The organism is Nonomuraea mesophila, from assembly GCF_004352805.1.
GTDB classification, from domain to species: domain Bacteria; phylum Actinomycetota; class Actinomycetes; order Streptosporangiales; family Streptosporangiaceae; genus Nonomuraea; species Nonomuraea longispora.
Genome location: NZ_SMLD01000061.1, coordinates 1 through 19,938, shown reverse-complemented (window position 1 = coordinate 19,938; position 19,938 = coordinate 1). Strand labels below are relative to the sequence as shown.

The window sequence follows — 19,938 nt, the reverse complement described above, 5'->3', positions numbered from 1 at the left end:
CTCCGGACAGCCCGAGAAGACCTGGGCAAACGTTCTCTCCCGGCGAGGCCGAACCTAGCTTGGAATGGTGAACACCAATGCTTTGATCGGGAGCATCCTCCCCCCGTGGGTGGTGGCCGTCGACACCTTCGACGACCACGACGCGATGCTCTTCCCCGCTGAAGAAGAGGTGATCAGCCGATCGGTGGAGACCCGGCGCAAGGAGTTCGTCACGGCACGCATGTGCGCCAGGCAGGCCATGGGCCTGCTCGGCCTGCCGCCGCAGCCGCTCCTGCCCGGCCTGCGCGGCGAACCACAGTGGCCCAAGGGCTTCGTGGGCAGCATCACGCACTGCGCGGGATACCGCGGCGCCGTCGTCAGCCCCGGCAGCGACACCATCACGATCGGCATCGACGCCGAACCCAACGAGCCGCTGTCGAACGGCGTCCTCGAGGCCGTCTCGCTGGCCGAGGAGCGCAAAGCCCTGCGCGCGCTGTCCGTCGACCACCCCGAGGTCTCCTGGGACCGCCTGCTGTTCTCCGCCAAGGAGTCGGTCTACAAGGCCTGGTTCCCGCTGGCCAAGCGGTGGCTGGACTTCGAGGACGCGATCCTGACCTTCAACCCCGTCCTGGGCGCGTTCTCCGCCCGGCTCCTGGTCACCGGCCCGCACGTGAGCGGCCAGCAGCTGACGGGATTCACCGGCAAGTACATGGCCCGTGACGGGCTCATCCTCACCGCCATCGTCATGGCCGCCAGCACGGCCTCGCGCCGCCACCGCCCGGTGCTCAGGCGACCCGTGCCGCAGCCGGTCAGGGCCTGACGCGGCCGCACGCGGCCACGGCCAGGCCCCGGCCCGGCCCCATCGGCTTCGCCCGGCCTTGGCCCGGCCCGGCCCGGCGCTTCCGGCACGCGCACGTCCCAGCGCCCCGGCGCCTCGACCCTTTGGCGCTTTTCACCGCGCCCCACGGCCTATGGTGACGCCCCGGCCCCTTCGGCGCTCCTCACCGCGCCAGCAACCCATGGTGACGTCCCGGGCCTTCCAGCCGCCCGGCCCTCCGCTCTACGCCGCGAGCCCAGGGTGACGCCCGGCCCCCGCGCTCCACAGTGCGTCACGCGAGCCCAGCGAGCCCCCGGCCCTTGCCGGCCTCCACGGTGGTCTGGTCTTCCCTGCGGTGTGGTCCCATCCTGGTGGCGGGTGCACCGGGTGCCCCGGGCATGAGGATGACGGTGGCGTCCTGAAGGCCCGCCACCGTCACCGTGATCTGTGCGTACGCCGTGCTCCCCTCCTTCCGGGATACAAGTCCTGCGCAAGCTTCTCCCCGCCGGTCAGCTGTCCTTGGCGGTCCAGCGGAACGTCTTCATGCACAGCACCAGCCCGCCGACGCACCAGGCGGCGAGCACGAGGGCGATCATGGGGAGCTGCCACGACCCGGCCGGTTCGAGCGCCGCCGCGTGCTCGGGCAGGAACACCGAGCGCATGCCCTGGGTCATCCACTTGAGCGGGAACAGGGACGCGATGAACTGCAGGAAGGCCGGCACGTCGGAGAAGGGCATGTAGACGCCGGAGATGAACTGCACAATGAGGAAGGGCAGCGTGATGATGGCGTTCGCGCCGCGCGCCGACTTCGGCAGGCTGCCGACCGCGATGCCGAGCAGGGTGCAGGCCACGCCGCCGAGGGCGAGGACCCAGGCGAGGGTCAGCCATCGGTCGAGCGTGCTGGGCACGGCGACGTCGAACAGCACCACCCCGACCACGACGAGCAGGGCCACCTCGGCGACCATGCACACGAGGACCTGGATGACCTTGCCGCCGAAGTAGGCGATCCGCGGCATCGGCATGCCGTACAGGCGCTTCAGCGTCCCGTCGTGTCGCTCCAGGGCGACGTTGATGCCGAGGTTCTGGAAGGTGGTGCCCATGATGCCGGCGCCGATCATGCCGGCGGTGAGGATCTGGGCGCCGGTGACGCCGTTGAAGTCCGGCTTGCCCGACTGCATCGCGCCGAGCAGCATCAGCATGATCGCGGGAAGTGAGAAGATGACGATGAACTGACCCTTGGTGCGGAAGAAGCTCTTGAGCTCCAGCGCACCGCGCTTGAGTGCCAGCCGGCCGGCGCTGGGCAGGGGCGCGGCTGTCGCGCCGGCCATCCGTGTCGGTGGTCTTGACAACGTGGTGGTCACGAGTGATCTCCGATTAGGCCGAGGTAGACGTCTTCGAGAGACGGACGTGTCACGGTCAGCTCGGGGATCTCCCCGTCGAACTGGCCGCTGAGCTCGGCGACGACCTGCGTGGGCGTCGACGTCTTCACGCTGTGGTCGCCGTCGGCGGTGGTCCAGCTGACGGTCGCCATGGCCTGCGAGCGTCCCGCCAGCGTGGACGGCTCGCCGAGCGCCACGACCTTGCCCTGCACGATGACGCCGACCCGGTTGGCCAGCGCTTCGACCTCGTCCAGGTAGTGGGTGGTCAGCAGGATGGTGGTGCCCTCGTCGGCCAGCCGGGAGATCAGGCTCCAGAACTGGCGGCGGGCCTCGGGGTCGAAACCGGTGGTCGGCTCGTCCAGGAACAGCAGCTCGGGGTTGCCCAGCACGCCCAGCGCCACGTCGACCCTGCGCCGCTGGCCTCCGGAGAGGTTGCGCGTGCGGGCGTCCGCCTTGCCGGTGAGCCCGACGAGTTCGATCACGTGCTCGGGGTCGCGGGGCTTCGGGTAGTAGTGGGCGTAGTGGTGGACCATCTCGCGTACGGTCATCTCGGCCGCGTCGGTGGCCGACTGCAGCACCATCCCGAGGCGGGAGCGCCAGGCGCGGCCGGCCACACCGGGGTCCTCCCCCAGCACGCTGACCTCGCCGGCGTCTCGCCGGCGATGGCCTTCCAGGATCTCAACAGTGGTCGTCTTGCCTGCGCCGTTGGGGCCGAGGAGCGCGAACACCTCGCCACGGGCGATATCCAGGTCAACGCCGTCGATGGCGACCACGTCGCCGTATCGCTTGCGCAGCTCACGCACGCGCACCGCTGTATCGCTCATGCATTCAGAGTTGGGGATCAGCGGCGCGTACGACACCCCTAATCAGCGTTTCACCTGGTCGGAAGGCTAATTCGCAGGTCGGACCCGGAATCGGGCGGCTGACCCCCTATCAACCGTTCGGGGGATGTCGCATACGGCGGATCCCGATGATTCTTTAAACATGACAGTCATCGAAATCGAGGGCATGAGTAAAAGCTACAAAAGCCGCCGCGTTCTGACGGATGTATCCCTGCAGGTCGAGCAGGGCGAGATCTTCGGCATCGCCGGCCCCAACGGCGCCGGCAAGACCACCACCGTGGAGTGCATGTCGGGCCTGCGCGAGCGGGACGGCGGCGTCCTGCGGGTGCTGGGCCTCGACCCGCAGCGTGACCGCCGCGAGCTGCTCCCCCGCATCGGCGTGCAGCTGCAGGAGGCCGCGCTGCCCGACGCGCTCAAGGTGGGCGAGGCGCTGAGGATGTACGCGTCCTTCTACGACAAGCCCGCCGACTGGCGCAAGCTGATGGACGACTGGGGACTGACCGACCGGCAGCGTTCCAGCTTCGCGAGCCTGTCGGGCGGCTGGAAGCAGCGCCTGTTCATCGCGCTGGCCCTGGTCGGCAACCCGGAGGTCGTCTTCCTCGACGAGCTGACCACCGGGCTCGACCCGTCCGCCCGCCGCATGACGTGGGGCCTGGTCCGCGAGGTGCGCGACCGCGGTGTGACCGTCGTGCTGGTCACCCACTTCATGGACGAGGCCCAGGCGCTGTGCGACCGCATGGCGATCATCGACCAGGGCCGCGTCATCACCCACGGCACCCCGGGCGAGCTGATCACCCAGGGCCGTACCGAATCGCTCGAGGACGCGTACTTCGCGCTGACGGGAGGGCAGGCGGCATGAAAGGCATCACGCAGGTCATCGCGGTCGAGCTCAAGCTGATCATCAGGGACCCCATGTCGGCGTTCTTCGCGCTGGCCTTCCCCACGATCATGATCTGGGTCAAGCTGCGCAGCGGCAAGCCCCTTCCCGGCGGGCTGCCGTCGGTCGACGCCAACGTGCCGATGCTGAGCATCTTCGTCATCGGCCTGGCCACGCTGGTCATCCTGCCGGCCACGCTGGCGCAGTACCGTGAGCGCCGGGTGCTGAAGCGGCTGCTCGCCACCCCCGCCTCCCCCGGCATGCTGTTCGGCGCGCAGTGGATCGCCCACATGCTGATGGCCCTTCTCGGCACGGCGCTGCTCATCGCGATCGGCGCCATCGGCTACGACCTGTCCGCCCCGGCCAACCCGGGCATCGTGGTCCTGGCGTGGGTGCTCGGCGCGCTGAGCCTCAGCGGCATCGGCTTCCTGCTCGGCGCCGTCGTCCCTTCCGGCCGCACCGCGACCGTGCTCGGGCTGAGCGTGTTCTTCCCGATGGTGTTCATCTCCGGCGCCGTGATCCCCCGCGAGTCGATGAGCGGCTCGATGCGGGCCATCGGCGACATGCTGCCCATGGCGCCTGCCGTGCAGACGATCCGCAACGGCTGGGAGGGCCACGCCGCCTCTCCCGTGGCGATGCTGGTCATGGTGGGCATCTGCCTGGTCACCGCCGGTGTCGCGGTCAAGGCGTTCCGGTGGTAAGCAGCGCCCGCCGTGAAGGGTCGGGATCGGTGGTCACCTCCACCGGACCCGGCCTTTCGCGTTGGGACCGGGTGTGGCCCGCGCTGCCCTACCTGTTCATCCTGCTGCCCGCCGGTTTCTCGCTCGCGCAGAACTGGCGGCTGGAGACGCTGGTGCTGGCGTCGTTCGCGATGGCCTGGCACTGGTTCCTGATCGGCGTGCATCCCGAATGGGCCAGGCACCCGGTGGTGGCGGTCGTCTACTTCGTCATCCTGCTGGCCGCCATCGGGGCGCTGGTCAGCATCGACTCGGTGTTCACGGTGACCGGCCCGGCGGCGTTCATCCAGTCGTTCAGGCTGCTGCCCCGGTGGTGGGCCTACGGAGGGGTGGCCGCGACGGCCGGCGTGCTGGTGTCCATGCGGCCGGAGGCCGGGCGCAGTCCCGGCGAGATGTTGTTCTCCTTCCTGATCGCGGCGTTGATCGCCTCCGCGATCGGACTGGTCATCCAGACCATCTCCGACCAGAACGAGAGCCGCAAGGTGATGATCGAGCAGTTGCGGGAGACCAGCGCCAAGCTGGCCGCGCTCGCGGAGGAGAACGCGGGCCTGCAGGCCCGGCTGCTGACGCAGGCCCGCGAGGCGGGGGTGCTGGGCGAGCGGCAGCGCATGGCCAGGGAGATCCACGACACGATCGCGCAGGGGCTGACCGCCATCGTCACGCAGATCGAGGCCGCCGAGGAGGCGATCGACGACACGCCGGCCGCGCTCGCCCGCCTCGACACCGTACGCACGCTGGCCAGGGAGAACCTCAACGAGGCCCGCAGATCCGTGCAGGCGTTGCGCCCGGCGCCGCTGGCCGGCTCCCAGTTGCCCGCCGCCGTGCGGGACGTCGCCGACCGGTGGTCGGAGACGACCGGCGTGACCGCCTCCCTGTCGGTCAACGGCGACGCCCGGCCGCTGCACGCCGAGGTGGAGATCACGTTGCTGCGGGTGGCGCAGGAGGCGCTGGCCAACGTCGCCAAGCACGCTTCGGCCGGACGAGTTGCTCTCACCCTGTCGTACATGGAAGATGTCGTGGTGCTGGATGTACGCGACGACGGAGCCGGATTCGTCCCCGGGCCGCCCGACATCTCCTCCCACGCGCCCGCCTCCGAGGCGGGTGGTTTCGGGCTGATCGCGATGCGCCAGCGCGTGACCAGGCTGGCCGGCGACTTCGAGATCGAGTCGGCGCCCGGTGAGGGCACCGGCATCTCCGCGACCGTGCCGGCCATCCCCGCCGACGCCGTGTCCGGTCCGTCCGACCAGCTCAGAGACGCCGGGTGACACATGCCGATTCGCCTGATCATCGTGGACGACCACCCGGTCGTCCGCGACGGACTGCGGGGGATCTTCACCGACGACGAGTTCGAGGTCGTCGGCGAGGCGGGCGACGGCTTCGAGGCGCTGGCGGTGGTCCAGCGCACCAACCCCGACGTCGTGCTCACCGACCTGCGCATGCCGAAGATGAACGGCGCCGAGCTGATCCGCCGGCTGCGTGAGCAGTCGCCCGGCGTCCGCGTGCTCGTGCTGACCACGTTCGACAACGATGTCGACGTGCTGCCGGCCATCGAGGAGGGCGCGACCGGCTACCTGCTCAAGGACACCCCGCGCGCCGAGCTGCGCAGCGCGGTGCAGGCCGCCGCGCGCGGCGAGACGGTGTTGTCGCCGTCGGTGGCGGGCGTGCTGACGCAGAAGATCCGCGCGCCGCAGCAGCAGATGCTCAGCCGCCGCGAGCTCGAGGTGCTCTCGCTCATCTCCCGTGGCGCGACCAACCGCGACGTCGCCAGGAAGTTGTTCATCACCGAGGCCACCGTGAAGACGCACCTGCTGCACATCTTCGCCAAGCTCGAGGTGAACGACCGCGCCGCCGCCGTCGCGGTGGCCTATGAGACCGGCCTGCTCAGGCCCGGTGCCGACGGCTGATTAAGGGCGCCTAGGGGTGGGCCGCCCACCGGTGGATTTCGTACCGTTGAAGAGGCGGCCGTTCCCTCTTTTCCTTTTTTCTCAGCGATGAGTCAGGTAATGGGTCAGAGGTTTTCCTTCTCCTGACTTGTGTCTTCGGCCTGCCGCCGAATCGGAATGGAGATCGCGTATGAACACGCTTGCCCTGGCTGATCCGAGGGCCGAACTCGACATCGTCGGCGGAAAAGGCGAATCGCTGGCCCGCCTGGCCAGGGCGGGCCTGCCAGTACCGGCGGGCTTCCACGTCACCACCGGCGCCTACCGCGCGTTCGTGGCCGGCCACGGCCTGCGCGACGCCGTGCTCACCGGTGACGCCGAGCAGATCCAGGCGCTGTTCGCGGCTCGCGAGCTGCCGCCGGAGATCGCCGGCGACATCCTGGCCGCGTACGCGGAGCTGGGTGACGAGCCGGCGGTCGCGGTGCGGTCGTCGGCGACCGCGGAGGACCTGCCGGGCATGTCGTTCGCCGGCCAGCAGGACAGCTTTCTCAACGTCCGCGGCCCCGCGCAGCTGCTCGACGCGGTCAGGCGTTGCTGGGCCTCGCTGTGGACCGACCGGGCCATCGCCTACCGCGACCGCCACGGCATCGCGCGCGACGAGGTGGCCATCGCCGTCGTCGTGCAGGAGCTCGTACCGGCCGACGCCGCGGGGGTGCTGTTCACCGAGGACCGCGACCGGCTGACCATCAACGCCGCGTGGGGCCTGGGCGAGGCGGTCGTCGGCGGCCTGGTCACGCCCGACACGATCACGCTCGACCGGGCCGGGCGCACGGTCGTCGACGAGACGATCGCCTCCAAGACCGTCATGACCGTGCGCACGTCCGAGGGCACCCGCGAGGACCCCGTCCCCCCGGGGCTGCGCGACGAGCCCGTGCTCACCTGGGCGCAGGCCGAGCAGCTGGCCGAGCTGGGGATGACGATCGAGGAGCTGTACGACCGCCCGATGGACGTCGAATGGGCGCTGTACGACGGACGCCCCCACATCCTCCAGGCGCGGCCGATCACCGGCAGGCGCGAGGAGTGGAACGACTCGCTCAAGGGCGACTACCTGTGGAGCAACGGCAACCTGGGCGAGGCCATCCCCAGCGTCATGACGCCGTGCACCTGGTCGCTCGTGCGGGCGTTCATCGCCGAGATCATGGTCACCGGCGACCTCGGCGGCCACCCGATGTGCGGCAACATCGGCGGCCGCGTCTACATGAACATGAGCGTGAACGCCTCGCTCGGCAAGGCGCTCGGCATCACCAAGAAGATCGAGGCCACCCAGGAGCCGATCTACGGCAGGCTGCCGGAAGGCGTCGAGACGCCGCTGCTGCCGATGACGCGCTGGCAGACCCTCAGGGCGGCCAGGCCCATGCTGGGCGGCCGCCGCGAGATCCAGAAGCTCGTGGAGCACATCCCGGCCTACATCGCGGACGCGGAGCGGCGTACGGAGGAGATCCGCGCCGCGATCGCCGTCAGCGACGACCTGGCCGCGCTGTGGGAGAGCGACGTCGAGCCGAGGTTCAGCCAGTGCAACCGCATGCTGGCCGCCGCGGCCCGCCAGGACGCCGGCTCGCTCATCTACCTCGGCGCCCAGCTGGCCGAGCTGGTCGGGGAGGCCGACGCCACCGTGCTGATGTCCGGCATCCAGTCGGGAGAGGGCCGGTTGGAGAGCCTCGGTCCGCTGCTCGGCCTGGCCCGGCTCAAGCGGGGTGAGATCACCCGTGCGGAGTACGTCCGCGCGTACGGCCACCGTTGCCCCGACGAGTTCGAGATCTCGGTGGCCCGGCCCGTGGAGGACCCGGCCTGGCTCGACGACCAGCTCGCCGGGCTCACCGTCGACCCGGCAGAGCTGCTCGACCGACAGATCGAGGCGAGCGAGGCGGCCTGGCGGCGCTTCCGCGAACGCCATCCGAGGAAGGCCGAGAAGTTCCGGCGCAGGATCATCCGCTGGGAGGCCATCGTGCGCTCCCGCGAGGAGACCCGGTCGGAGATGATGCGGGGCTTCTGGATGGTGCGCGACTTCGTGGTGCGGGCCGGTGAGGTGACCGGGCACGGCGACGACCTGTTCTTCCTGACCATGGACGAGATCATCGACGTGCTGCGCGGCTCCGGCCGGCCGCTGACGCGGGTGGCGGGGCGGCGGGCGGCGTACGAGCTGTACCGGTCGCTGCCGCCGTACCCCGGCATCATCCGCGGCCGGTTCGACCCGGAGCGGTGGGCCGCCGATCCGGGCCGCCGCGGCGACGTGTTCGACGCCGCCGCCACGGTGGTGCCCCCGTCGCAGACCATCAGCGGGTTCCCCGGCGCGTCGGGCGTGGTCGAGGGCACCGCCCGGGTGCTCGGTTCCGTGGCGGACGGCGACCGGCTGGGCGAGGGCGAGATCCTCGTGACGACCGTGACGAACGTGGGCTGGACGCTGCTGTTCCCGCGTGCCGCCGCGGTGGTCACGGACGTCGGGGCGCCGCTGTCGCACGCCGCGATCGTCGCGCGCGAGCTGGGCATCCCCGCCGTCGTCGGCACCAGGAACGCCACCATGCTGCTGCGGGACGGCGACCGGATCCGCGTCGACGGGAGCGCCGGCACCGTCGAGGTGATCCGGGAGCGGGCCGGTGAGCTCGTGATGAGCTGAACGTCGGGGGACGTGCCAAGGCGCCGGGCTCAACGGGGAGCCCGGCGCCTTTCGCACGTTTCGTCGTGGCGGTTCTCAGCGGGTCGCGGTGAGCATCCGCATCCCGAGCGGCAGGTCGATCAGCCGGCCCGGGGTGAGGTCCGCGTCCTCCAGCAGCGCGCGGTACTCCTCCTCGGTGCGCTCCCGCCCTCCCGTCATCACCATCATGTGCAGGTCGAAGGCGAGCGGCACGTACGAGCCGCGGCCGACGACGCGCTCGATGATCAGCAGCTCGGCGCCGGGCTCCATCGCCTTGGCGCAGTTGCCCAGCAGGGCGGCGCAGCGTTCGTCGTCCCAGTCGTGCAGGATGCGCGAGAGCACGTAGACGTCGCCTCCCACGGGGACGCACGCGAACAGGTCGCCCCCGGTCAGCTCGCACCTGTCCAGCACGCCCATCCGCGCCAGGTGCTCGGGCGCGGCGGCGACCACCTCGGGCAGGTCGAACAGCACGCCCGTGGCCTCGGGGTTGCTCCGCAGCACCGTGCCCAGCAGCGCGCCCGTGCCGCCGGCGAGGTCGACCACGCGGCGCGGACCGGAGAAGTCGTAGGCCGCGGGCACCCCGCGGAAGAAGGACGCGCCCGCCGCCATGCCCGCGTTGAACACCGACGCCTTGCCGGGATCGGCGGCCAGGTGCGCGAAGATGGGCTCGCCGTGGACGTGCTCGAACGCCGACTCGCCGGTGCGTACCGCCTGCTCCAGGCCGTTCCACGCGGCGGCGAAGGAGTCCTCGCCGTAGAGGGCGGCGAGCGGGCCGAGGTCGTCGCGGCGCAGCCGCGCCCCCATCGGGGTCAGCGCGTACGCGCCGTCGTCGCCGCCGTCGGCCAGCCCCACCCCTTCCAGCAGGCGGAGCAGGCGGTGCATCGCCCCGGGATGCGCGCCGACCTCGTCGGCGACCTCGGCGGGGGTCAGGCGGCGCCCGTCGAGCGCGTCCACGACCCCGAGCCGGACGGCGACGAAGGTCGCCTGCGCCACCCATCCTCCGGTGAGGATGCGCATCAGCTCTTGGTCCATCTTGTCCTTCCTAGGGGGTCAGGGACGCCCAGGCCGTCGTGACGGCGCGCGACAGCTCCGCGATCACGTCGTCCTGGCGTGGCACGAGGTAGAAGTGGTCGCCGTCGAGCACGCGGACGGCGCAGCCGGCCCTGGTCAGCTCGCCCCACCGCGCCGCCTGCTCGGGGGTGACCTCGGGGTCGTCGCCGCCGAGCAGGGCGGTGACGGGGCAGGCGAGCGCGCCTCCGGGGCGGTGCCGGTAGGTCTCGTCGAGCCGGTAGTCGTTGCGGACGGCGGGCAACGCCAGCTCGCGGATGTCGGGGTCGGCCATCACCTCGGGCGCGACGCCGCCGAGGCCGACGATCTCGTCGATCAGCTCGTCGTCGGAGCGCGCGTGCGTGTCGCTGTGGCCCTGCTCGTGGGGGGCGTGCCGGCCGGAGGCGTACAGGTGTGTCACTCCGCGGCCCCTGGCCTCCAGCGTGCGCGCCACCTCGTACGCGATCAGCGCTCCCATGCTGTGCCCGAACAGCGCGACCGGCCGGTCGAGCAGCGGGGCCATCGCGTCGGCCACGAGCTCGGCCAGGTGGTGGGCGTCGTCGACGAACGGGTCGGCGCGGCGCTCGCCCCGCCCCGGGTACTGCACGGCGCGCACCTCGACGGAGTGCGGCGCCGCCGCGTGCCAGCCTCGGTAGAAGCTCGCCGAGCCGCCGGCGTGGGGGAAGCAGAACAGCCGTAACGACGCGTACGGCCTGGGTTGGTAGCAGTGGAACCAGTTCATGCGAACTCCGTCGCGGACAGGGGGCGGGGGGCCGTCTGGACCAGCAGCTCGGGCCGGCCGATCGCCGCGGTGGCGTCCTGCCACAGGCGGCTGAGCATCAGGTGGTACTGGCCCTGGCGCAGCGGGTCGCGGCCGTCCTCGGCGGCCTCGCGCAGCCCGGTCAGCGCCCGGCGCACGCCGTCGGGCCAGAGCCTGGTGACGATGTCGGCGAACGTCGGCGCCTGCGCCGGCCCGATGGTGGTGGCGCTCGGCAGGCTCAGGTGCTCGGCGCCGGTGTCGAAGCGGTCGTCGGCGTCGCGCGCGACGTACATCCGCGGGGTCCACACGACCGGGCCGTGCGTGTTGACCAGGGTCAGGTTGCCGCCCTCGGTGCCCACCGTGATGCGGTGCAGCAGGTGGAGGTGGGCGTCGGGGTCGTTGGGCGCGATCTGGTTCTGCACCCGGAGGGTGAGGGGCACTCCTCCGACCGTACCCGTGACGCACGTGAAGGGTGTGCCGGGGGCCGTGGCGGTGAACGTCCAGGGGCGCAGACCGCCCAGGGCCTGGCCGAGGATGTCGAACAGGGCGTAGGCCACGTGCACGCTGCAGGCGGCGTCGACGTAGAGCGGCTGCTGGAGCTCGCGCAGGCGGCGGGCGGCGTCGATGAAGCGGCGCACGGGGTCGAGGTGCACGTACAGGGTGTTGACGTGGTGCACCGCGGACGCGGCTCTGGCGGTGCGCAGGGTGCGGGCCAGCTCGTCGGCGTGGACCGGGTGTTCCTGCAGCACGTGCACGCCCCGGGACAGCAGCGCCGCGGCCAGCTCGCTGCCTTCGCCGCCGACGACGCCCGACCGTACGACCACGCAGGCCAGGTCCGCGAGCTCCGGCACCCGGTCGGGGTCGGTGACCAGGGGGACGCCGTGCTCCCTGGCGTACGCGGCGGACCTGGCGCTGCCGCGGGCCAGGATGCCGGTGAGCTCGAAGGGGCCGTCGCGCATGGCCGTCAGGTAGATCTGGCCGAACTTCGTCCCGCACACCACGACTCGTTTCACAGCGCGCCCTCCTCGAACGCCGGCGCGGCCAGGTCGATGGGGGCGACCGCGTCCGTGATCTCCGCCGTCGCCACGCCCTCCAGGTCCGCCAGCACCCTGGCCGGGTCGAGCACGGCGTCGGCGTGGTGCAGCCCGGCCGGTACGTCGCCCGCCAGCACCGCCCGCGCGGCGTGCGCGGTGACGGCGGCGGTCAGCGCGTACGAGTCGGCTGTGCGTACGACAAGGGTGCTCGTGCCGTGCGCCCCGGTCAACTGAAAAAGCAGCACATAGTACGGCGTGCGCCCCGCCAGTTCCAGCTCGGCGACCCTGGCCACCTCGGCGGCCGACGTCGCGGTGCTCGCGGTGGCGAGGACCCGGTCGCCGGTGATGACGTTGTACCAGCGGGCCTCGGCCAGTCCCAGCTCGGCGGCGACCCGTTCCGCCTCGGCGCTCAGGTAGGGGTAGGCGGTGACGGGTCCGGGGAAGTAGGGCAGCTCGACGTCGTGGGCGGGGGCGAGGGCCCGCGCGACCTTGCCTCCGCCGCGCCACCCGGCCAGCGACGCGCCCTGCTCCTCCTGACCGGCGAGCAGGAAGTCCCCTGCCGCCGCCGGGGTGAGCCGGTCCAGGCCACCAGTGTAGACGTCGAGCCTTTCCACCGGGGCGCCGGCTGCTCCGGCGAGGTGGCGGGGCAGCAGGCCGGTGAGGCCGGGGAGCATCCCGGCGGAGATCACCCCGGTACGGCCTTCCGTGGCCTCCGTGGCCTCCGTGGCCGCCAGCGCCGCGGCGTCGCCGGCGGCGTCCACGTAGTCGGCCCCCGCGGCGAAGGCGGCCCGTGCCACCCGGTCGCGCAGCAGGTACGACGGTCCCGCGCAGTTGACGACGATCCGGCAGCCCCGGCAGAACCGGGCGAGCCGGTCCGGGTCGAAGGCGTCCACCTCCCACGCCTCGCCGTCGCCGTCCAGCGCGTCGGCGACGAACGTGCACGCCGCGGCACCGTCGCGCCCGCCTATCCGCATGCTCCCGCCGCGGCCGGCGAGGAGGAGTGCGGTGGTGGCGCCGACCGCGCCGTAGCCGCCGAGCACGCCGATCACGGCGTCCTCCCGGTGATCAGTTCGGCGACTCCGGCGGCGTGGCCCTGGTCGAGGCAGGTGAAGTGGTCGCCCCCGACGTCGCGCACGGAGAGCCGGCCGAGGCAGAGGTCCTGCCAGAACTCCGTCATGTCGTCCTGGAGGGTCGGTACGAGGTTGGTGACGCCGCTCTGGCGCAGGAACGTGATGTCGCCCGCGTACGGCTCCGGGTCGTAGTGGGTGACGGCGGTGAAGCTCTGCCTGAAGACCCGGTAGGCGAGGTCGACGCGCTCGGGCGGGTGGTCGAGGCCGCGGGCGACGGCGGCGAGGCGGTCGGCGGGCGGGGTGGCGGACAGCGCGGCGAAGCGGCCGCCGATCGCGGCGAGGCCAGGGTCGGCGGAGGAGGCGAGCGCCGCAAGGGCGCCCTCGCCGACGTGTCCCGGCGAGGTGTCCAGCACGGCCCGCAGGGCGCGGGCCAGGTCCTCCCCGGGGTAGCCGAGCGTGGCGGGGTCGAGCCCGCACGCCTGGGCGAAGCCGTACTCGAGCATGAGCCGGTCGCTGATCCGGTAGGGGAAGCGGGAGCTGCTGATGACGGTGAGCTCGTCGACGGTGGCGCCGGCCTCGGTGAGCCGCCGGGCGACCTCGGTGGCGATCAGCCCGCCCATGCAGTAGCCGATGATGTGGTAGGCGGGCGCGTCCTCCTGGAGCAGCACCTGCGCGTACGATCCGGCCAGCGACTCCACGGCCGCGGCGGGGTCGAGCTCCAGGTAGTGTCCGGCGTCGTTGATCACGAGGCCGAGCAGGGGCCCGCCGGACAGCTCGGGGGTGAGCGCCCGGTAGGGGGTGAGGGTGCCGGTGCCGTCGTGGAGCAGCACCCGCACCGGGCCCTGCCCGCCGGACAGGCGTACGAGCGGGCTGACCTGCGTCCTCGACAGGCCGCGGTCGCGGTCGTCGCGGGCCTGACGCAGGTGGGCGGCGAGCGCGGCGACGGTGGGCTGGTTGACGAGCTGGCGGACGAGGCTGTCCCAGTAGAAGTTGTGCGCTTCCGGCAGTTCCTCGCGTACGCGGCCGGCCAGCCGGGTGACCAGCAGGGAGTCGCCGCCGAGCGCGAAGAAGTCCTGGTCCCTGCCGACCTGCTGGAGGCCGAGGAGTTCGGCCCAGAGCGCGGCGAGCCGCCGTTCGAGGTCGTCGCGCGGCTCCTCGCCCTCGGGTGTGCTCCGGCCGGCCGTACGGGGCAGCAGGGAACGCAGCCCCGCCCGGTCGATCTTGCCGTTGTCCGTGAGCGGCAGCTCGTCGACCACCTGGACGTGGGACGGGATCATGTAGTCGGGCAGCCGTTCGCCGAGGAACGCCCGCAGGTCCGCGAGGTCGATGTGCTCCCGGTCGGCGGGGAAGCGGGCGGCGAACACGCACTGTCCCAGCGACGCGAGCGGGTCGCCGGGGCCCGGCAGGCAGGACATGGTGGTGGCGCCGGCGGCGGCGAGCAGGTCGAGCCACTCCTCGCGGGTGACGAACGTGCGGTCGCGGCCCTGGCGTACGTCGGCGTAGTCGTGCGGGTTCATCAGGAACTCCATCGAGCTCATGATCTGCACGTGCTCGCGGGTGGTCTCGATGAACACCAGCCATCCGCCGGGCGCCAGCAGCTCGCGGAACCTGGCGAGCACGGCGGCGGCGTCGTGCGAGTTGTGCAGCACGTTGGCGCAGAGGATGACGTCGAAGGAGTTGGGCTCGTACCCCTGGGCGCGGTAGCCGGCGTTGATGTCGAACAGGCCGTAGCGCACCCACGGGTGCTCGGCGAAGCGTTCCGCGGCCTGGCCGAGGAAGAACCGCGACAGGTCGGTGAAGAGGTATTCGACGTGGTGCCCGGCGAGCTCGGGGATGAGTTCGGCGCTGGTGCCGCCGACGCCCGCCCCGGCTTCGAGGACGCGCAGCGGCCCGCCCGTGTGCCGCTCGGCGACGCGGCCGATGACGGCGCGCACGATGCGGTTGACGTACCTGCTGAGCACGTTGTCCTTGTAGGCGCCCTCGGCGGTCTCCATCTCGCCCTCGGGGAACAGCAGTTCGCGGGCGTCGAGCTCACCGCGCAGCAGCTCGGGCAGGTGCGTGGTGCTGACGCGCAGGAACCCGATGAGCTCGGCGCCGTAGTCGAGCCCTTCCGTGAGGGTTTCGACGCGGCGCCAGAGCGGTTCGAGCGCGGTGGGGTCGCGCAGGTCGTGGTAGCGCCCGGCGTCGTCGCGGCGGACCCGGCCGCGCTCGTGCAGCGCGGCGAGCCAGCGCCGGACCAGCCGGTGGTGGTCGGGCGCGACCCGGGCGCTCTCCAGGATCTCCGCCAGGTCGTGTCCGGCGTCGCCGGCGAACAGCCCGGCCGTGCGCAGCGCCGCCGCCATCGAGGTGAGCGCGATCTCGTCGAGCGTCTCGGCGACCGCCACCACGCGCTCCAGGTCGACGCCGTCGAGCGCGGCGCGGGCCGCCGCTTCGGCCGCGGCGGCGACGCCGGGCTCGTCGCCGCCGTCCTCCTCCTTCCGTACGGCCTGCGCGAAGCCGACGAGGCGGCGTTCGAGCGCGCGGTCGCCGTCGACGATCACGGTGCCGGCGGCGACGGCCGGGTGCGCCTGCAGCGCGGTCTCCACCTCGGCCAGCTCGATGCGGTGGCCGCGGATCTTGACCTGGGAGTCCTCTCTGCCGAGGAACTCGATGGTGCCGTCGGGCCGGTAGCGGCCCAGGTCGCCGGTGCGGTAGAGGCGTTCGCCCGCGTGCCGGACGAACCGTTCGGCGGTCTTGGCCTCGTCGCCGAGGTAGCCGAGGGCCACGCCCGCGCCGCCGATGTACAGCTCTCCCGGCACCCAGTCGGGGCTGGGCCGCATGCGGGAGTCGAGCACGTGGAAACTCTGGTTGGCCAGCGGCCTGCCGTACGGGACGCTCACCCAGCCGGGCAGCGGGTCGCCGATGGGGTGGTGGATGGACCAGATGGCGGCCTCGGTGGCGCCGCCCAGGCTGATCACGTCGAGGCCGGGCAGGCGGCGGCGGATCTGGCCGGGCAGCGCGACGGGCACCCAGTCGCCGGACACCATGGCCAGCCGCAGCGCGGGCAGCCCGGCCGCTGGTTCGGCGTCCAGGTAGTGCTGGAGCATCTGGAGCTGCGCGGGCACGGAGTTCCACAGGGTGACCTCGTGCCGGGCGGCGAGTTCGGCCCAGTGCGCGGGGTCTCCTCTGCGCGCCGGGTCGGGCAGCACCAGCGCGCCGCCGGTGGCGAGCGGCCCGAAGACGTCGTAGACGGACAGGTCGAAGCCGAGGTTGGCGAGGCCGAGCACGCGGTCGTCCTGGCCGACGCCGAAGCGGGCGTTGATGTCGTCGATGGTGTTGCGGGCGGCCTGGTGGCTGATCATCACGCCTTTGGGCACGCCGGTGCTGCCGGAGGTGTAGATGACGTACGCGAGGTCGCCGGACCGCCGCACGACCTCGGGAGGCGCTGTGGTTTCGGCGGGCAGGGTGTCGACGGCGATCCAGCCGTCCTGCGCGTGCCTCGACTGGGTGAGCACGAGGCGGGCGGAGGCGTCGGCGAGGATGCGGTCGCGCCGGGCGGGCGGCTGGCCGGTGTCGACGGGCAGGTAGGCGCCGCCGGCCATGAGGATGCCGAGCACGGCCACGACCTGCTCGGCGCCCTTGTCCATGACGACGGCGACGATCTGCCCGGGTTCGTGGCCGGCCGCGCGGAGCGTGCGGGCCACGGCCGTCGCGCGGGCGAGCAGTTCGCCGTACGTGAGCGAGCCGCGCGGGGTGACGACGGCGGTGCGGCCGGGTGTGCGGCGGGCCTGGGCCACGACCTCGTCGTGCAGCAGCCCGTCGGGGAGCGGCGCGGCGGTGGCGTTGGCCAGGGCGCGGCAGCGGGCCTGGGCGTCGGGCAGGCCGACGGGCGACGTGGAGGCCCACGTGTCCTCCGCCGACAGGTCGTCGAGGAGCGCGGTGAAGGCGGCGAACATGTCGTCCACGAGCCCGTCGGGGAAGACGCCCGCGCGCACGTCCCAGTTGACGAGCAGCGCGCCGCGGTGCTCCTTGACCTGGCAGTCGATCCACACCTGGGGCGTCTGGCTGATGCCGTACTCGGGGCTGCCGTGCTCGGCCTCGTCCTGGCCGAGGCCGATGGCGCTGGTGAAGACCACCGGCATCAGCGCGGCGTCGCGGCCCCGCCTCCTGGCCAGCTCGCGCATGACCTCGATGCCGCCGCAGCGGCGGTGCTCCATGTCGGCGAAGAGCTGCTCGCCGACGGCGCGGGCACGGTCGGCGAACGGCCGGTCGGGCGTGGTGTCGACGGCGAGCAGGTTGAGCGTCGTGAAGTCGCCCACCACCTGGTCGATCGACGGGTGCAGGGGCGGGCGGTCGAGCAGCGTCAGGTTGAGCGTGAAGGCGGGCCTGCGGCTCCACCGCCCGATGACCTCGGCGTAGGCGGCCAGCACGGCCTGCGAGGGCGTGGTGCCCGCCGCCGACGCCCTGGCGCGCAGCCCGGCCCACCGGTCCGGCTCCACCCGGCTCTCCCAGCGCTGGAACCGCGCCTCCGCCTGCTGGTCGAGCGCGGGCAGCTCGGGCGCCGGAGGCAGGTCGTCGACGCGGGCCCACCAGTAGGCGCGGTCGCGGTCGTACCGGCCGCTCTCGCGCTGGGCGCGCAGGGCCAGCACGCAGTCGCGGAAGCCGACGGGGACGGGCGGCAGGTCGGCGCCCGGGTCCTCGTGCAGGCGGTGCAGCTCGGCCAGCAGCAGCTGGATGCTGACGTAGTCGGCGATGAGCAGGTCGATCGAGGCGTGCAGGAGGGCGCCGCGGTCGGTGAGCGAGATCCGCAACTCGAACAGGGGCCAGCTGCCCGCCGGGTAGAGGGTGTTGGCCATCTCGTCGCGGATGGCGGCCAGCCGTTCCTCCGGGTCGGTGCCCCGCAGGTCACTCACCCGCACCTCGTAGGCGGGCACCTCGGCCAGCACCTGCTGGTGCCCGTCGGGGTGGATGACGGCGCGGAGCATGTCGTGCCGTTCGATCAGCGTGCGCCAGGCCGCCTGGACCCGCCCGGGGTCGAGTTCGGGGAAGGCCACCTCGACGTAGCCGTGGCAGGCGACGCCGCCGTAGCCGAAGGCGTCGTTGCGGCCGAGCAGGTACGCCTGCTGCACGTCGGTGAGGGGGAAGGGGTCGAGGCGGTGTCCCGGGTCGGGGCGCACGGTCTCGGCCTCGGCCTCGCGGCGCAGGTGGGCGAGGATCTGGGGCTTGGCGCCGAGCAGCGCCGCGCGGCGCTCCTCGGTCAGCGCTCCCTTGGGGGCGCGGAAGCGCAGGCCGCCGCCGTCCTCCCACAACCGGATTCCCGCCGCTTCCATGTCGGCGATCAGGTCTCGTACGGTCGGCTCTGGTGCGAGCGGTGCCTGGGTCACAGCACGCCCTCCTCTTCGGTGTCGTCCGTCGTCAGGCCGATCGCCTCGGCGCAGTCCGCGATGGTGGGAGTGGTGAAGAAGCGGCGCAGGGACAGCTCGGCACCGAGCCTGCGGCGCACGGTCTCGGCGAAGCGGGTGGCGAGCAGCGAGTCGCCGCCGAGGGCGAAGAAGCTCTGGCCGCGGCCTGGGGTCGGGATCTCCAGCAGTTCGGCCCACAGGTCGGCGAGCTGCTGCTCCACGCCTGGGCGTGGGGGGTCGTCGCCGTCCTGTGGTGGCTCGGGTTCTGTGGCGAGCGCGGATCTGTCGATCTTGCCGTTGGCGGTCAGGGGCAGCTCGTCCAGCGTGGTGATCGACGGGGGGATGGCGTACGCCGGTAGCCGGTCGGCCAGGAACGAGCGCAACCCGGTCTGGTCCACGTCACCAGGGGTGACGAACGCGGCCAGCCGGCGTTGCCGCCGGTCCCCCACCGCGACCGCCACCGCCCGTCCCACACCGGGGAACGCCTCCAGCGCGGCCTCCACCTCGCCCAGCTCGATGCGGTGCCCACGGATCTTCACCTGATGGTCGGCCCGCCCCAGGAACTCCAACGTCCCGTCCGGCCAGTACCGGCCCAGATCCCCTGTCCGGTACCAGCGCCCACCCGAGTCCTGCACGAACTTGGCCGCCGTGGTCTCCGGATCACCCCGGTAACCGACCGCGACCCCGGCGCCGCCGATCCACAACTCCCCCGCCACCCAGTCCGGACAGTCACGGCCCCGGCCGTCCACCACCCGGTAACACTGGTTACGCAGCGGGAACCCGTACGGGATCGACGTCCAGTGCGCCGGCACCCGATCCACCACCAGCGCGTTCGACCAGATCGCCGCCTCCGTCGCACCCCCCAGCGCCACCAACCGGCACCGCCCACCACTCTGCGCCGCCAATCGCGCCTGAAGATCCAGTCCCACCCAGTCACCCGACACCAGCGCCAGCCGGAGGCGGGAAGGCGTCTTCTCGACCGTCGTGAGCAACATGTCGAGCAGGGTCGGCACCGTGTTCCACACGGTCACGCCGTGCCTCTCGCACAGCCGGGCCCACGCCTGCGCGTCGCGCCGTTCGTCCTCTTCCGGCAGGACGAGGGCGCCGCCGGCCGACAGCAGACCGAAGATGTCGTACACCGACAGGTCGAAGTCCAGCGCCGACACCGCCAGCACCCGATCACCCGCACCGACCCCGAACCGCTCATTCACCTCCACGACCGTGTTCAACGCCGCCCGATGCGAGACCTCCACACCCTTCGGCTCACCCGTCGACCCCGACGTGAAAATCACATACGCCGACATATCCGGATCCACCACCACCGGACCCGAAAGCCGCTCCCCCACCGGCACCTCACTCAGCACATGACCCACACCAGCCCGCGCCACAATCCGCTCCCGCCGCGCCACCGGCTGATCCACCCCCCCCCCGTCTCTTATACAC

14 protein-coding genes are annotated in these 19,938 nt (G+C 72.2%); 6 read left to right on the top strand and 8 right to left on the bottom strand.

Features of this window, described 5'->3' with window-relative positions; translation table 11 throughout:
* Positions 1–82: 82 nt before the first annotated feature.
* Positions 83–799 carry a 4'-phosphopantetheinyl transferase family protein gene (locus E1295_RS23010; RefSeq protein ID WP_132632490.1) on the top strand — a complete coding sequence of 239 codons (717 nt, stop codon included), beginning with the start codon at positions 83–85 and terminating at the stop codon, positions 797–799.
* Between the two features lie 506 nt (positions 800–1,305).
* Here E1295_RS23010 and E1295_RS23005 read toward each other — a convergent pair.
* Complete coding sequence (locus E1295_RS23005) at positions 1,306–2,124, bottom strand: ABC transporter permease (protein ID WP_132632488.1); 819 nt, start codon at positions 2,122–2,124, stop codon at positions 1,306–1,308.
* Positions 2,125–2,153: 29 nt separating this feature from the next.
* Positions 2,154–2,999: an ABC transporter ATP-binding protein gene (locus tag E1295_RS23000; RefSeq protein ID WP_132632486.1), complete on the bottom strand. Its 846-nt coding sequence runs from the start codon at positions 2,997–2,999 to the stop codon at positions 2,154–2,156.
* Between the two features lie 160 nt (positions 3,000–3,159).
* Between E1295_RS23000 and E1295_RS22995 the strand changes: the two genes are divergently transcribed.
* The 5 genes from E1295_RS22995 (at position 3,160) to E1295_RS22975 (ending at position 9,185) form a co-directional block, all read left to right on the top strand.
* Complete coding sequence (locus E1295_RS22995) at positions 3,160–3,876, top strand: ABC transporter ATP-binding protein (protein WP_132632484.1); 717 nt, start codon at positions 3,160–3,162, stop codon at positions 3,874–3,876.
* Entirely contained in the window at positions 3,873–4,595 is a 723-nt protein-coding gene (locus tag E1295_RS22990) for an ABC transporter permease (protein ID WP_132632482.1), read from the top strand. The genes E1295_RS22995 and E1295_RS22990 overlap by 4 nt, the downstream gene beginning before the upstream one ends.
* A 29-nt stretch (positions 4,596–4,624) precedes the next feature.
* Positions 4,625–5,896, top strand: coding sequence for a sensor histidine kinase (locus E1295_RS22985; protein ID WP_246080250.1), 1,272 nt, complete (start codon positions 4,625–4,627; stop codon positions 5,894–5,896).
* Positions 5,897–5,899: 3 nt separating this feature from the next.
* On the top strand, positions 5,900–6,535 hold the full coding sequence (locus E1295_RS22980) for a response regulator (RefSeq protein WP_132604903.1): 636 nt from the start codon (positions 5,900–5,902) through the stop codon (positions 6,533–6,535).
* 169 nt (positions 6,536–6,704) lie between these two features.
* A complete protein-coding gene (locus tag E1295_RS22975; RefSeq protein ID WP_132632480.1) occupies positions 6,705–9,185 on the top strand; it encodes a PEP/pyruvate-binding domain-containing protein in 2,481 nt (826 codons plus the stop codon).
* A gap of 75 nt (positions 9,186–9,260) precedes the next feature.
* Here the strand turns inward: E1295_RS22975 and E1295_RS22970 are convergent, their stop codons facing one another.
* Genes E1295_RS22970 through E1295_RS22945 form a run of 6 tightly spaced genes read right to left on the bottom strand, consistent with a single transcriptional unit; the run spans position 9,261 to position 19,811 of the window.
* The gene (locus E1295_RS22970; RefSeq protein ID WP_132632478.1) at positions 9,261–10,235 is read right to left on the bottom strand and encodes a methyltransferase; all 975 of its coding nucleotides are present in this window, start codon (positions 10,233–10,235) and stop codon (positions 9,261–9,263) included.
* A 10-nt stretch (positions 10,236–10,245) separates the two neighbouring features.
* Positions 10,246–10,992 (bottom strand): thioesterase II family protein, encoded by a 747-nt coding sequence (locus E1295_RS22965; RefSeq protein ID WP_132632476.1) that lies wholly within the window; start codon positions 10,990–10,992, stop codon positions 10,246–10,248.
* Positions 10,989–12,023 (bottom strand): Gfo/Idh/MocA family oxidoreductase, encoded by a 1,035-nt coding sequence (locus tag E1295_RS22960; protein WP_132632474.1) that lies wholly within the window; start codon positions 12,021–12,023, stop codon positions 10,989–10,991. The genes E1295_RS22965 and E1295_RS22960 overlap by 4 nt, the downstream gene beginning before the upstream one ends.
* The gene (locus E1295_RS22955) at positions 12,020–13,093 is read right to left on the bottom strand and encodes a saccharopine dehydrogenase NADP-binding domain-containing protein (RefSeq protein ID WP_132632472.1); all 1,074 of its coding nucleotides are present in this window, start codon (positions 13,091–13,093) and stop codon (positions 12,020–12,022) included. The genes E1295_RS22960 and E1295_RS22955 overlap by 4 nt, the downstream gene beginning before the upstream one ends.
* A complete protein-coding gene (locus E1295_RS22950; RefSeq protein ID WP_246080248.1) occupies positions 13,090–18,477 on the bottom strand; it encodes a non-ribosomal peptide synthetase in 5,388 nt (1,795 codons plus the stop codon). Before E1295_RS22950 ends, E1295_RS22955 begins: the two co-directional genes overlap by 4 nt.
* Positions 18,474–19,811: a non-ribosomal peptide synthetase gene (locus tag E1295_RS22945; protein ID WP_425465361.1), complete on the bottom strand. Its 1,338-nt coding sequence runs from the start codon at positions 19,809–19,811 to the stop codon at positions 18,474–18,476. The genes E1295_RS22950 and E1295_RS22945 overlap by 4 nt, the downstream gene beginning before the upstream one ends.
* Positions 19,812–19,938: the final 127 nt, after the last annotated feature.

Excerpts from the sequence above, each read along its gene's own strand:
- E1295_RS23005 (WP_132632488.1), bottom strand. The coding sequence starts at position 2,124 with ATGGCCGGCGCGACAGCCGCGCCCCTGCCCAGCGCCGGCCGGCTGGCA.
- E1295_RS23000 (WP_132632486.1), bottom strand. The coding sequence starts at position 2,999 with ATGAGCGATACAGCGGTGCGCGTGCGTGAGCTGCGCAAGCGATACGGC.
- E1295_RS22995 (WP_132632484.1), top strand. The coding sequence starts at position 3,160 with ATGACAGTCATCGAAATCGAGGGCATGAGTAAAAGCTACAAAAGCCGC.
- E1295_RS22990 (WP_132632482.1), top strand. The coding sequence starts at position 3,873 with ATGAAAGGCATCACGCAGGTCATCGCGGTCGAGCTCAAGCTGATCATC.
- E1295_RS22980 (WP_132604903.1), top strand. The coding sequence starts at position 5,900 with ATGCCGATTCGCCTGATCATCGTGGACGACCACCCGGTCGTCCGCGAC.
- E1295_RS22975 (WP_132632480.1), top strand. The coding sequence starts at position 6,705 with ATGAACACGCTTGCCCTGGCTGATCCGAGGGCCGAACTCGACATCGTC.
- E1295_RS22970 (WP_132632478.1), bottom strand. The coding sequence starts at position 10,235 with ATGGACCAAGAGCTGATGCGCATCCTCACCGGAGGATGGGTGGCGCAG.
- E1295_RS22965 (WP_132632476.1), bottom strand. The coding sequence starts at position 10,992 with ATGAACTGGTTCCACTGCTACCAACCCAGGCCGTACGCGTCGTTACGG.